A 13,176-nucleotide genomic window follows, 5' to 3' on the forward strand; every position below is an offset into this window, starting at 1 on the left:
AGCGCAATCATCCAGCGCGTCCTCGCGCCACCGCCAGCATTGCCACCCGGCAAGCGGCCCCTCGCCCGTTGCGCCGCCCCGCCCACGGGGCCTTCCGGGCAGGCTTTCTGCTGACTTCGCCAGGCCTGCCGGCGATCATCGGCTATGCTATCGGCTCAACGCCCCATCCGGCGAGCGCCGCCCTCGCGGCCCTTTCGCCCGTCCGGCGGGCCTCCGCCGCAGGAACTTCGGCGCCCGAGCCCGTGTCCGTCCGGGGTCGCCCCGCTGAAACCGCCCTACGTTCCAGCACAATCGTCCGCCCTGGCTTCATCCCGCTCTACACCCCATGCAAAAATTTCTCCGTATCTGTTTTTTCATTTTTCTGGTCGCCGGCGCGGCGCCCGTGTTTGCCGCCGCGCCTGAGCCCGCCCATCCCACGTCCGCTTCCGCCGCCGTCACGCTGACACCTCAGCAGGCCCGCGACGCGCTCTCCGTCCTGAACGACCCCAAGCGCCGCGCGCAGGTCGCCGATACGCTGCAGGCGATCGCCGCGGCTGGCGCATTGAGCGCGCCGCCCGCTTCCGCGCCGGCAGCGGCGTCGGCACCGGCCGCCGCCAGCGGCGCAGCGTCGCTCGTGCCGGCCGCGTTCAAAAGCAATGGCCTCGCGTCGCAGATCGCGCGTCAGGGCGCGCATTACGCGAGCTATCTCGCGACCTCGCTGCGCGGCTCGGTCGCCGCGCTGCTCGATGTCGCGTCGGTGCGCGCCTGGTGGAACTGGCAGTTCGCCAACCCGCACGCGCGCGTGGTGCTGTTCAAGGTGCTGTCGTCGCTGCTCGCCGCGCTGATTCCCGCACTGTTGCTCGAATGGCTGACGCGCCGGCTGCTGCGGCGCATCTACCGGGCGATCGCTGCGCGCCGCGAAGCCGCGCAGCAGGATGACAACGACAGCGCGCCGCCGTCCACGCGTGCCGCCGGCGCCGCGCCGGCCGGTCATACGCCGACGAACACGCCGCCGCTGCCCGCGATGTCGTCGGTGCCGCCGGTGCTCGAGGCAGAGGCGCAAGCGGTCGCCACGGGCCCCGCCGCGCCGTACGCGACGCCATCCGAGAAAGGCCGCGCGATCGAAGCCGAAGGCAAGCGCAACGCGACGCACCACTGGACGCTGCTGCAACGTCTGCCGCGCGCGTTGCTCATTACGCTGGTTCGCCTGATCCCGCTGGTGGTATTCGTCGCCGCCGCAAGCGCGGTGATTTCGATCATCACCGACAACGGCACGCCGCAGGACCGCGCGCTCGATTCGCTGATCGACGTCTATGTGGTGTGCCGCTGCGTCGTGATCGTCGGCGCGTTCTTTCTGCAGCCGAGCGCGCCGCGTCTGCGGCTGCTGCGCATGGGCGATGCGTGGGCCGCGTTCATCCTCGGCTGGATCGTGCGGATCGTCAGCGTGGTGGGCGCCGGCGTCGCGCTAGCCGAAGTCGCGCAGGCGCTCGGCATGAACGACGCCGCGCATCTCGCGCTGCTGAAAGTGGTCGCGCTGGTCGGTCACGTGATGATCTCGATCCTCGTGCTGCGCTGTGCAAAGCCGGTCGCCAGCCGGATCCGCGATCGCTTCACCGCGCACGAGTCGTTGCAGATGTTGGGCAACGCGCTCGCGGACGCGTGGGCCTGGGTTGCCGTGGTCATCGTGATGGGCCTGTGGTTCGTGTGGGCCTTCGACGTACGGAACGGCTATCACGCGCTCGTGAATATCGGCGGCATGACGCTCGCGATACTGATCGGCGCGCGGGTCGTGTCGATCGTGATCTTCGGTGCGCTCGCGCGCATCTTCCACGTGCAGGACGAAGCGTCGCGCTCGCTCGTGCATCAGCACGCGTACCGTTACTATCCGGCGCTGCGGCGCGTGATCAGCTGGGTCATCGGCGTCGTCACCGCGTTCGTGCTCTTGCAGGCGTGGGGCGTCGACGTCGTCGATCTGTTCCGCAGCGGCACGATCGGCCACCGCCTCGCCTCGGCGCTCGCGACGATTGCCGTGGCCGCGATCATCGCGCTGGTGGTGTGGGAGGTGGTCAACGTGTCGGCCGAACGCCGCCTCGACAACTGGACGAGCAGCGGCGATCTGGTGCGCGCCGCGCGCCTGCGCACGCTGATGCCGATGCTGCGTAGCGCGCTGTTCTGCGTGATCGCGCTCGTCGTCGTGCTGACGGGGCTGAGCGAACTCGGTGTAAACATCGGGCCGCTGCTCGCGGGCGCGAGCATCTTCGGCGTCGCGCTCGGCTTCGGCTCGCAGAAGCTGGTGCAGGATTTCATCACCGGCATCTTCCTGCTGATGGAAAACGCGATGCAGGTCGGCGACTGGGTCACGCTTGCGGGCGTGTCGGGCACCGTCGAATATCTGTCGATTCGCACCGTGCGCCTGCGCGGCAGCGACGGCTCGCTGTTTACGGTGCCGTTCAGTTCGGTGTCGACCGTGAACAACACGAATCGCGGCATCGGCAACGCGGCGGTGCGCGTGAATATCGTGTTCGGCCAGGACGTCGAGCGCGCGATCGACACGCTGAAGGAAATCGGCGCATCGCTGCGCGCGGATGACAAGTTCAAGGACGGCATCCTCGCGGACTTCTCGTTCTGGGGTGTCGATGCGGTCGACGGTTCGGCGATCACGCTGGCCGGCCAGATGCAATGCCGCGATACGTCGCGCTGGGGCGTGCAACGCGAGTTCAACCGGCGCATCCTCGAACGCTTCAGCGAGCTCGGCATCGAGATCGCGAATCCGCAGCGTCATCTGCTCACGTGGGACCCGGCGAGCAAGGCCAAGGTCGATGCGGGCGTGCCGCGCATCCACCACGTTGGACAGCCTGATGGCGGCGACCACACTCCGCACAAGGGCGACGCGCCGCTCGACGATCAGATCCCAGTCGATCCGAGCCCGGCCGGTGGACCCGGTACACCCGCCAACCCTGGCTCGACCTCGCCGCACGCATGACGTGACGCGTCGCGCCTCGAGCGCGTAACGGTTCGCTAGCGCGGCGCAGCGCTAGCGAACCTGCCACCAGCGCGGCAGCAGGCGCCGCACTTCCGGCCTGCGAAAGCGGTCGTCGATCAGATGCACGACGCCGCGATCCTGTTCGGTGCGGATCACGCGCCCCGCCGCCTGCACGACTTTCTGCAATCCCGGGTACAGGTACGTGTAGTCGTAGCCATTGCCGAAGCGCGCATCGAGCGCGCGGCGCATCTGCTCGTTGACGTCGTTGACCTGCGGCAGACCGAGCGTCGCGACGAACGCGCCGATCAGTTGCTGTCCGGTGAGATCGACACCTTCCGAAAACGCGCCGCCGAGCACCGCGAAGCCGATTCCCTGATTCATCGTCCTGAAGCGCGCGAGAAACGCATCGCGCGCGGCTTCGTCCATGCCGGGCTCCTGCGTCCACACCGGCAAACCGGGATGCCGCTCGCGCAGCAGCGCGACTACGCGTTGCAGATAATCGAAACTGCTCAGGAACCCGAGATAATTGCCGGGCTGCGTGTCGTACTGCTTCGCGATCAGCTCGACGATCGGCGCGAGCGATCGCTCGCGGTCACGCCAGCGCGTCGATACATGAGCGGCCACGTGCACCTGCAACTGCTCCGCGCGAAACGGACCTTCGACGTCGAGCCATTGCGTGTCGTCGGCGAGCCCAAGCGTGTCCCGATAGAAATGCTGCGGATTCAGCGTGCCGGAGAACATCACCGTGGTACGTGCGGCCGCATAGCGCGGTGCGAGAAACGGCGCGGGAATCACGTTGCGCACGCATAGCGTCGCACTGGTTTTGTCGCGCGGCGCGTAACGGTCGGCGCTCAATGTCACATCGAACATCGAGTGCTCGCCGAACTGCTCGGCGAGCGCGACGAAGTGCATCGCATCGAAGAAAAAGCGCAGCGCGTGTTCGTCGATCGACAACGGCGCGTCGGCGAGCTGATCGGTCACTGCGCCAATCAGATTCTGCGCGGCGGACAACAATTTGCCGGGTATCTCCGCATACAGCTGGTAGCTCGCCGTCTGCGCGCGCTTGAGCGCATTCCACTCGCGCTGCAAGCGTTCGAGCGGCTTCTTCAGCGCTGCCGGCGCGCTGTTGCGCGCGAGCCGGAACGCGCCTTGATCGAGCGACGCGGTATACATGCGCCGCGCGCGTTCGAGCAGGTTATGCGCTTCATCGACCAGCACGCCGACGCGCCACTGGTTGATCTGCGTGAGCGCATGCAGCATCGCGCTCGCGTCGTAGTAGTAGTTGTAGTCGCCGACGATCACATCGGCCCAGCGCGCGAGCTCCTGCGCCAGATAATACGGACAGACGTCGTGCGCGAGCGCGGCCTCGCGCACCGCCGCGCGATCGAGCCGCGGCGTCGCCAGCGCGGCGGCGCGCGCCGCATCGAGACGATCGTAAAAGCCGCGCGCGAGCGGACATGACTCGCCGTTGCAGGCTTTGTCCGGATGCTCGCAGGCTTTGTCGCGCGCGACGAGTTCGAGCGTTCTGAGCGGCAGCGGCGCGCTCTGGTGCAGCGAGTCGATCGCATCGAGCGCAAGCGCACGGCCCGGCGTCTTCGCGGTCAGAAAGAACACGCGATCGAGCCGGTCTTCGCCGCAGGCTCTCAGCAACGGAAAAATCGTCGCCAGCGTTTTGCCGATGCCGGTCGGCGCCTGCGCCATCAACGGCTTGCCGTCGCGCGCCGCACGATACACGGCCACCGCGAGCTCGCGCTGCCCACGGCGAAACTGCCCATACGGAAACTGCACCTTGACGAGCGCCGCATTGCGCGCAGCGCGATGCGCGTCTTCCTGCACGGCCCAATCGAGAAATCGTTCGCACTGGTCGACGAAGAAGATTTCGAGTTCGCGCGCGCTGTGCTGCTGCGTCAGCACGGTTTCCTTCTGACTGCCGATATCGAAGTACACCAGCGCGACCGTCAGCTCGCCGAGCCCGCGCGCCCGGCACAGCAGATGCCCATAGACGAGCGCCTGCGCCCAGTGCAGCACCCGATGATTGGCAGGCATGCGCGCGAGATCGCCGCGATAGGTCTTCACTTCTTCGAGCCGGTTCGCGATTGGATCGTAGCCGTCCGCGCGGCCACGCACGGTCAGACTGCGATGCGTGCCCGTCAGCGTGAGTTCGGTTTCGTAGCCGCTCGCGCGACGGCCGGCGACCATCTGATGACCGGCAATGCCTTCGAGCGAAGTCGGCGCGGGCGTGAAGCGCAGGTCGAGATCGCCGCGCCGCGCGGTGAATTCGCACATCGCGCGGACAGCCACCACATAGCTCATACGACGCGCTCCGCCGCGGCTCGCGTCGCGACGTCCGCTTCGCCCTGTGCCTCTTGCCCGGCCCAGCGCACGTCGACGACGCGCACCGGCATGCCGTGCTGCACGCAGTACGCGAGCCAGCGGATCTGGTTGTCCTGCAGACGATCGCCGGGGCCTTTCACCTCGATCAATTCATAGCGACGCTCGGCCGGCCAGAACCGGATCAGGTCGGGCAAGCCGGAACGATTGCCGCGAATGTCGCGCAGCAGCCGCTCGAACCATAGCTTCAGATGCGCGGCGGGCAGACAGTCGAGCGCGAGCGCGACGAGTTCGGGCGTCAACAGTCCCCAGAATACGAACGGCGACTGCATACCGGTCTTCTGATGCAGATGCCGCAAAATCGTCTCGCGATAGACGCCGCTATCGAGTTGCGCGAAGCACGCCGCGAACTGGGTGGCGCGGCGCGCGTGAAAATCGGGCGCGTGCAGATCGGCCGGTTCGCGCTGGAATGGATGAAAAAACGCGCCGGGCAGCGCCGCGAACACCGGTTCCCAGCACAGCAGGCCGAACAGCGAGTTGATCAGCGCGTTCTCGACATAGTGCACCGGCGCGGCGTCGCTGCTCAGATGATCGCGCACCACGTATTCGACGGGCACCGGCGTGTCAGGCTTCAGCAGCACCAGCGTGCCGCGCTCTACAGGCCGTGCCGCCGCCGCGCGCGGCACGGGCACGCCGCATTTGCGCCGCAAGCGCGGCAACATCCGGGCGACACGCTGCGCCTCCTCTTCGCTCTCGGGCGCGGCATCGGCCTGCAAGGCCAGTGCGAGCGCTTCGCCGTAACGCTCGCTGCGCTCGAACACGCGCATGCGTCGATGACGCGCACCCGGCCACGCGCATGCGCCGTACACCTCGAGTGCGGTGTCCCACTGCTCGCGCCGCTCGCAATCCTGGCCGATCCGGAACAGCAGTTTCGCGCGACGCGTTTCAAGCCACGGATTCGCGGTATCGATCGAGCGGACGGTCGTGATCAGTTCTTCAAGCGTGGCGGCGCCGGTGTCGACCGGCAGCCATTCGAGCGCTTCGCGGCACGCGTGCAGCGCGAGATAGACGTCGATGTCCGCGCGTTGCTGGAACGCCCGCGACGACGGTCCGAACGCGACCTTCTCGTACTGGAACACGCCAAGATCGGCGAGCACGAACTCCGACCAGTCCTGATATAGATTGCCGAAGAACATTAGCCGCAAGCGATCGCACAACGGCGCGATAGCGACGTGCAGCACCCGGTCCGTTGTAGCGCCGTGCCACGCGGCAAGCGGACGTGATGGGCATGCTTGCGCGTCGCCGCTTTCAGTTTCGTAAAACGCGCGCAGCGTTTCGAGCAGATCCGGTTTGCGCAATGCCTTTGCGCCGGGAATTCGCGCGATCGCGTCCGCGAACATCTCCAGCAATTGCGCACGTGTACTGAGGGCAAACAGATCGTCGAGTGACAGAGCCGGTTCGATGTCGATCCAGCGATGCACCGTCATCGGCATCGCCGCCTGCAACGGGCAGCCGATTTCCTCATAAACAAGGCGGCTCGCGCGAAACAGCATGCCCTTGCGCATCAGCATGCGCACCAGCAACGCACGCGAGGCCTGCGGCAATGTCGCGAAAGTGCTCAGAAAAGCGTGCTCTTCGTCGTCGAGCAGGTCGTCGTAACGCGCGGCGAGCCACGCCAGCGCGCGCTCGAAATTCAGCAGGTAGTAAGGGGCGTCAGAGCGGATCTCTGAGCGAGCATCGGTTGCCACGGACTTTGTGCAGGACCTGTATGTTTATACAGTGATGATAGCAAAGTCCGGCGCGGCAACCGCCGTGCATCAGCCCGCGAGCCACACGACCGTCAACGAACGCACGCCCTGCGCGCCGCGAATCAGTACGCCCTCGATATCGGCGGTGGCCGAGGGGCCGGTAACCAGCGCCGCGTAGCGAGCGCTGCGGAAATCGTCGCGACGATAGACGTCTTGCAGTCCATCGAGCAATTGCGCCGGATCGAGCAACACGACCAGATGCTGGACGATGTAGCCTAAGGCATTGACCACATATTCGCGCTCGCTGAACCACACCGAGCCGGTTTCGGCGACGCCAAAGCGCGCGCGCACCACACCGACGTCGACATCCTGCAGCGACGCGGGGTCCGTATCGGCGCGGATCACGCGCGTGCCAGGCACTTCGGCGCTCGCCGATGCGATCGATGCAGCCGCGCCAAAGCGCTCGCGAATCAGACCGCTGACGTCGTTCGCGCTCGCTGCTTCGACGCAAGTACCGCCCATCGTTTGCAACGCCGCTGCGAAACGCGCCCGCAGATCGCCGCCAACCGCATCGAACAGCGGCACGTCGGGACGCGGCCGCGCGGTCGGTTGCGCGGCGCGTACTTTGGCAAGAAAAGCCTCACGCGTTGTCATTGCCGCCTCCGCGATTCTTCTTGTACCAGGCATGAAAAGTCATCTTCGGCGCTTCCGGCAATTCGCGCTGCCGGCCCCAGATATTCAGAGGGTTGTACAGCACGAAATTCGGCAGCCGCCGCAACGCGCTGCCCATCGACGCCACCGTCGCGCGATACAAGGTCGGACTCGATAGCAGACGCCCCGCCATCTTCAGCACTTCCTGCTTCACGAACGGCACTTCGTGCTGCTCGGCGATCACCGCGCGCCATTTATAGATCTGCTCGTGAATGTTGATCTTCACCGGACACACGTTCGTGCAACTGCCGTTGAGTGTCGATGCGAACGGCAATGCGCTATAGCGTTTCAGATCGAAAGTCGGATTGATGATCGCGCCGATCGGCCCCGAATAGGTGCCGCCATACGACAGGCCGCCGCTGCGTCGATACACCGGACACGTATTCATGCACGCGCCGCAGCGTATGCATTTGAGCGAGTACCAGAAGTCCTCCATCGCGAGCCGTTCGGAACGGCCATGATCGACGAGAATGAAATGCATCTCGGTGGCCGGCCGCGGCGCACGAAAATGCGATGTGTACTGCGTGATCGGCGAACCCAACGCACTGCGCGACAGCATGCGCACGAACACGCCGAGGTCCGACACCTTCGGTATCAGCTTCTCGATTCCGATCGATGCGATATGCAACGGCGGCACGTTCGCCGAAAGATCGGCATTGCCTTCGTTCGTGCAGACGACGACCGTGCCCGTTTCCGCCACCGCGAAATTGCAGCCGGTCATGCCAGCCGTTTTCTCGCGCACGAAATAAGGCCGCGTATTCATTCGCTGGCTTTCGGCCAGATAATGGATGTCGCTATTCTTCGGATCGGTGCCGATGGTACGGCCGAACAACTCGGCCACGTCCGCGCGCAGCTTGTGGACGGCCGGCACGACCATATGACTCGGGTCCTGATGATCGAGTTGCTGGATGCGCTCGCCGAGGTCCGTCTCCATCACCGTAATGCCGCGCGGTTCGAGGTACTCGCGCATCCGGCATTCGTCGGTCAGCATCGACTTGCTCTTCACGAGCGTCGTCATGCCGCGCTCGGACATCAGCTGGTGGACGATCGCGTTGTGCTCTTCCGCGTTCGCCGCCCAATGCACGACCACGCCATTGGCCTCGGCGGCCGCCGCGAACTGCTCCAGATAGTCGGCCAGATGCGACAGCGTGTGTTCCTTGATGCCCGACGCCAGCGAGCGCAACGTTTCCCATTCGGCAATGCCGTGCGCCTGCGCGTCGCGCTTCTCGCGCAGGTCCCACAGACGCTTGTCGTGAAACGCGACATGCTCGGTTTTGCCGATAAAAGAACCCGCGGCTTTGGCGTGATCGACGCAGTGATGGTCGCCGCTCATGCGCGTGCTCCATTGAGAACCTGCGCGATATGAATGAAGCGCGCGTCGGCCTTCATGCGTTCGGCGCAACCCTGTTGGTGCATCAGGCAGGACATATCGCCCGAAACGATGTACTCGGCGCCCGCATTCAGATGGTCGCGCACCTTGTCCTGCCCCATGCGCACCGACACCGCTTCTTCGGTGACCGAGAACGTGCCGCCAAAACCGCAGCATTCGTCGGGCCTCGCCGGCTTCACGAACTCGATGCCTTTCACGCCTTCGAGCAGTGCACGCGGCTTTGAAAACGGCGTGCCGGCAATTTCCGACGCCGACGCCTGCTTCAGATGACGCAGCGCGCTGCAACTGGTGTGCAGACCAACGCGATGCGGAAACTCGGCCCACGGAAATTCGCGCGCGCCGATCACGTCGTGCAGAAACTCGACCAACTCGTAAGCGCTTGCGCGCACCTTCTTCACTTCATCGGTCTGCTCGAGCGCGGTCAGATGTTCGCGCACGTGATGAATGCAACTCGCGGACGGCCCGACGATGTAGTCGTAACCGGCGAAGTTGCGCGCGAAGAGTCGCTCGGTGGCGGCGGCGTCCGTATGCGCGCCGCTATTGGCCATCGGCTGGCCGCAGCAGGTCTGCTGTTGCGGATAGTCGACCTCGATGCCGAAACGTTCGAGCAGTTCGAGCGTCGCGATACCGACCTCGGGATAGAACGCGTCGATAAAGCACGGGATAAACAGCGCGACTTTCATAGGGCCTTCAGGAAATGCGGCGGGATGATGCCGGTTGACCGGTGCGGCCCGTTTGGCCGGTCTTGGTCATGTTGGTCTGACCAAGACTATAAGAAAGTCGGTTGACGGTGTCAATTCGAGCGGCCCGATCACTACCCCCCGAGTAAGCGCGACCCTCCGCCAGCGGAAGCGAGCCGCCGCGTTTGTTCTCCACCACAACCGCTCAAACCGACTCCCGCAGCACCAGCCGGTGCTGCAAGATACGCGGCGCAGGGCGTCGACCGTCCAGCAGCGCCAGCAGCATTTCTGCGGCCGCGGCGCCCAGTTCGACCATCGGCTGGGCCACGGTCGTCAGCCCCGGCTCGAAGATGTCGGCGATGGGCACATCGTCGAAGCCCATTACCGCGACGTCGTGCGGCACCCGCCGGCCGGCCTTGCTAAAGCACTTGATCGCGCCGATCGCCAACGTGTCCGACACGGCGAACACCGCGCTCGGCGGGTCCACCACCGCCAGCAGACTTGCCGCCGCCTGGCTGCCGGCGGCGTAGCTATTGTCGCCAGTCACACAGACAAGCTCGGGCGCAGGCGCGAGCCCCGCGCGCAGTAGCGCTGCGTCATAGCCCTCGCGGCGCTGACGCGCATACAGGAAGCGCTCATCACTGGTGATGAAGCCGATGCGCCGGTGGCCCTTGTTGATCAGGTACTGCACGGCGTCCGTAGCGGCCTGGCGGTGATCGATGCTGACATAAGGCACATCACTACCTGGCATGAACTCCGAGCAATTGACCCACGGCTTGCCATTCGCCGCCTCGCGCCGGGCTGCCTGGTCGGACATCGGCACGAGGTTGATGACGCCGTCGCTCAGACTGCCGAGCAGCGTCGGCAGCGACGCGTCCGCCGTGCCCGTCCAGGCTTCCAGGTCCGCCGGAAGCAGCGTGTAACCGGCCTGGCGACTGACCGCGGCGGCCCCGCGCACGATCTCGGCGTAATAAGGGTTGGCGAAATCCGGCATCAGCATCAGCAGAATGCGGCTCTGCCCGGTGCTCAGGCTGCGGCCGAACGGATTGACGCGGTAGTCCAGTGCGCTCACTGCCGCCTCGACCCGCTCACGCGTGGCCGCCGACACGGGCTTCGTCCCGTTGAGCACACGCGAGACCGTGGCAATAGATACGCCAGCCTCGCGGGCAACGGCTTCGATAGAGGGTTTGCTTCGCATAGGCAATGATTGTAGCACCGCCGGGAAAATTTTTTCCCAACGCGCGTTATTCAGAAACGAAAACGCTCAGAGATTAAGACGCGGATTGGCGGAGATGTGGGTCTCCCAGCCTGCATAGGGTAAAGCCCATGTTCCGGAGAAACGGGAAAGCGCTTACCCTCTGACCTGCACCGCTTCACAGCAATCGCTGCTCCCATCCGCACCGCATCCCCTTGACTCCTTGGACTGACGACCATGAATCAAGCCTTGCCCATTTCCATCCAGATTTACAGCCTGCGTAATGCGGGCGATCTCGACCGGCAGTTCGACATTGCAGCCCAAGCCGGATTTCGCCACGTCGAGCTGATCGGGTCCTTGCTGGAAGATGCGGCCGACACCCGGAACAAGCTTCAGGCGCGCGGCCTGAGCGCCTCGTCCAGCCACCTCAGCATGGCCATGCTGCGTGAGCGTTTGCAAGAAGTTGTCGCGGCGTGCGAGACCATCGGTTTCACGCAGTTGGTCATGCCCGCAGTGCCGCCAGCCGAGCGCGACAGCGACGCCGCATATTGGCGGGCGCTCGGCAGCGAGTTGGGCGAGTTCGCTCATCGGCTCGCCGATCAGGGCATCGGTCTCGCTTACCACAACCATGATTGGGAACTCAGAGCGAAAGAGAACGGCACAACGGCGCTGGAACTGTTGTTCGAGTCCGCCGGGGCCAGCCCGCTCGGCTGGCAGGTGGATGTTGCCTGGCTCGTGCGCGGCGGCGCCGATCCGCTGCCATGGCTGCGTCGTTATACGGGCCGCGTGGTCTCGGCTCATGCGAAAGACCTCGCGCCGGCGGGTGAAAAACTCGACGAAGACGGCTGGGCCGACGTGGGTCACGGCGTGATGGACTGGCCCACGCTGTCCGCGGCCTGCCGCGAAGCGGGTGCGCGTTTCCTCGCCGCCGAGCACGACAATCCCAGCGACGGCGAACGCTTCGCCCGCAATGCCTTTGCCTATCTGCACCAGCTCGGAGCCTGATCCATGAAACCTGTCCTCATCGGCATCATCGGTTGCGGCAACATCAGCGATGCGTATTTTACCGGCGCGGCGAATTCGGAGTTCGCCCGCGTCAAGGCTTGCGCCGACCTGCGTCCGGAGGCCGCCCAGGCCAAGGCCGCGCAGCACGGTGTGGCCGCGATGTCGGTGGACGCGCTGCTGGCCGACCCCGACATCGAAATCGTCATCAACCTGACGGTGCCGCACGCGCATGTGCCGGTGAGCCTGCAGATTCTCGAGGCCGGCAAGCACGTCTACCTCGAAAAGCCTTTGGCTACCGATTTCGCGTCCGCACGCGCGATGCTGGCGCGAGCCGAGGCGTCAGGGTTACGCGTGGGCTGCGCACCGGACACTTTCTTCGGCGCGGCCCATCAGGCCTGCCGCGCGGCGCTCGATGCCGGCCGCATTGGGCGCGCCATAGGCGGGGCCGTGGCGGTGTTGTCCCGCGGCATGGAATCCTGGCACCCCAATCCAGAGTTTTTTTTCAAGCCGGGCGGCGGTCCCATTCACGACTTGGGCCCGTATTACGTGACCCAACTGGTCAACCTGCTGGGACCGGTAGCACGCGTGAGCGGGTGCACGACCATCGGTTTTCCACAGCGCATCATCTCGAGTGAACCGCTCCGCGGTCAGATCATCGAAGTCGAGGTGCCCACGACGGTCAACGGCATCCTGCATTTTGCAAGCGGAGCCAACGTGTCGATGAGCGCCTCGTGGGACGTGTGGGCCCATCAGCGTGCGCCCATCGAGATCTATGGCACCGAAGGCACCCTGCTGGGCGTCGACCCGAATTTCTTTGGCGGAAGTCCGCGCGTGGCTGAACGTGATAGTGGCTTCAAGCCGCTCGACACACAGCATCATGCCTTTGGCGTCGACAACTTCACGTTGAGGAGTGGCGCGCGCGTGGCCAACTACCGCGCCGTGGGCGTGCTGGACATGGCGCTGGCGTTGCGTCGGGATCGGCCGCATCGCGCGAGCGGCGAACTGGCTTTACACGTGCTGGAGGTGCTGGATGCCTTCGAACGCTCTTCGCGCGAGGGGCGGCACATCGATATCGAGACCCCCGTGCAACGGCCCGTCGTCGTGCCATTGGGGCGAGGCGAAGAGGTGTTTCTCGGCGACTGACTCGCCTAGCC

Annotated in this window: 9 protein-coding genes; 3 read left to right on the plus strand and 6 right to left on the minus strand. The window is 65.3% G+C overall.

Annotated elements, in window-relative coordinates; genetic code table 11:
* Positions 1-325: 325 nt before the first annotated feature.
* Complete coding sequence (locus VSR82_RS28540; protein WP_429455560.1) at positions 326-2,962, plus strand: mechanosensitive ion channel domain-containing protein; 2,637 nt, start codon at positions 326-328, stop codon at positions 2,960-2,962.
* Between the two features lie 51 nt (positions 2,963-3,013).
* Here the strand turns inward: VSR82_RS28540 and VSR82_RS28545 are convergent, their stop codons facing one another.
* The 6 genes from VSR82_RS28545 to VSR82_RS28570 form a co-directional block, all read right to left on the minus strand.
* On the minus strand, positions 3,014-5,275 hold the full coding sequence (locus VSR82_RS28545) for an ATP-dependent DNA helicase (RefSeq protein WP_429455561.1): 2,262 nt from the start codon (positions 5,273-5,275) through the stop codon (positions 3,014-3,016).
* The gene (locus tag VSR82_RS28550) at positions 5,272-7,041 is read right to left on the minus strand and encodes a VRR-NUC domain-containing protein (RefSeq protein ID WP_429455562.1); all 1,770 of its coding nucleotides are present in this window, start codon (positions 7,039-7,041) and stop codon (positions 5,272-5,274) included. The genes VSR82_RS28545 and VSR82_RS28550 overlap by 4 nt, the downstream gene beginning before the upstream one ends.
* A 69-nt stretch (positions 7,042-7,110) precedes the next feature.
* Positions 7,111-7,695, minus strand: a complete 585-nt coding sequence (locus VSR82_RS28555) for a LutC/YkgG family protein (RefSeq protein WP_429455563.1) — start codon at positions 7,693-7,695, stop codon at positions 7,111-7,113.
* Positions 7,682-9,085: a lactate utilization protein B gene (locus VSR82_RS28560; protein ID WP_429455564.1), complete on the minus strand. Its 1,404-nt coding sequence runs from the start codon at positions 9,083-9,085 to the stop codon at positions 7,682-7,684. Before VSR82_RS28560 ends, VSR82_RS28555 begins: the two co-directional genes overlap by 14 nt.
* Entirely contained in the window at positions 9,082-9,825 is a 744-nt protein-coding gene (locus tag VSR82_RS28565; protein ID WP_429455565.1) for a (Fe-S)-binding protein, read from the minus strand. Before VSR82_RS28565 ends, VSR82_RS28560 begins: the two co-directional genes overlap by 4 nt.
* A 202-nt stretch (positions 9,826-10,027) precedes the next feature.
* Positions 10,028-11,020 (minus strand): LacI family DNA-binding transcriptional regulator, encoded by a 993-nt coding sequence (locus tag VSR82_RS28570; protein WP_176123748.1) that lies wholly within the window; start codon positions 11,018-11,020, stop codon positions 10,028-10,030.
* 234 nt (positions 11,021-11,254) lie between these two features.
* On the opposite strand from VSR82_RS28570, the gene VSR82_RS28575 reads away from it, so the two are divergent.
* Both VSR82_RS28575 and VSR82_RS28580 read left to right on the plus strand, forming a co-directional pair.
* Positions 11,255-12,022, plus strand: a complete 768-nt coding sequence (locus VSR82_RS28575) for a sugar phosphate isomerase/epimerase family protein (protein WP_368583762.1) — start codon at positions 11,255-11,257, stop codon at positions 12,020-12,022.
* Positions 12,023-12,025: 3 nt separating this feature from the next.
* Positions 12,026-13,165 carry a Gfo/Idh/MocA family protein gene (locus VSR82_RS28580; protein WP_429455566.1) on the plus strand — a complete coding sequence of 380 codons (1,140 nt, stop codon included), beginning with the start codon at positions 12,026-12,028 and terminating at the stop codon, positions 13,163-13,165.
* Positions 13,166-13,176 lie beyond the last annotated feature (11 nt).

The organism is Burkholderia sp. JPY481 (genome assembly GCF_038900515.1).
In the GTDB taxonomy this organism is placed as follows: Bacteria; Pseudomonadota; Gammaproteobacteria; order Burkholderiales; family Burkholderiaceae; genus Paraburkholderia; species Paraburkholderia youngii.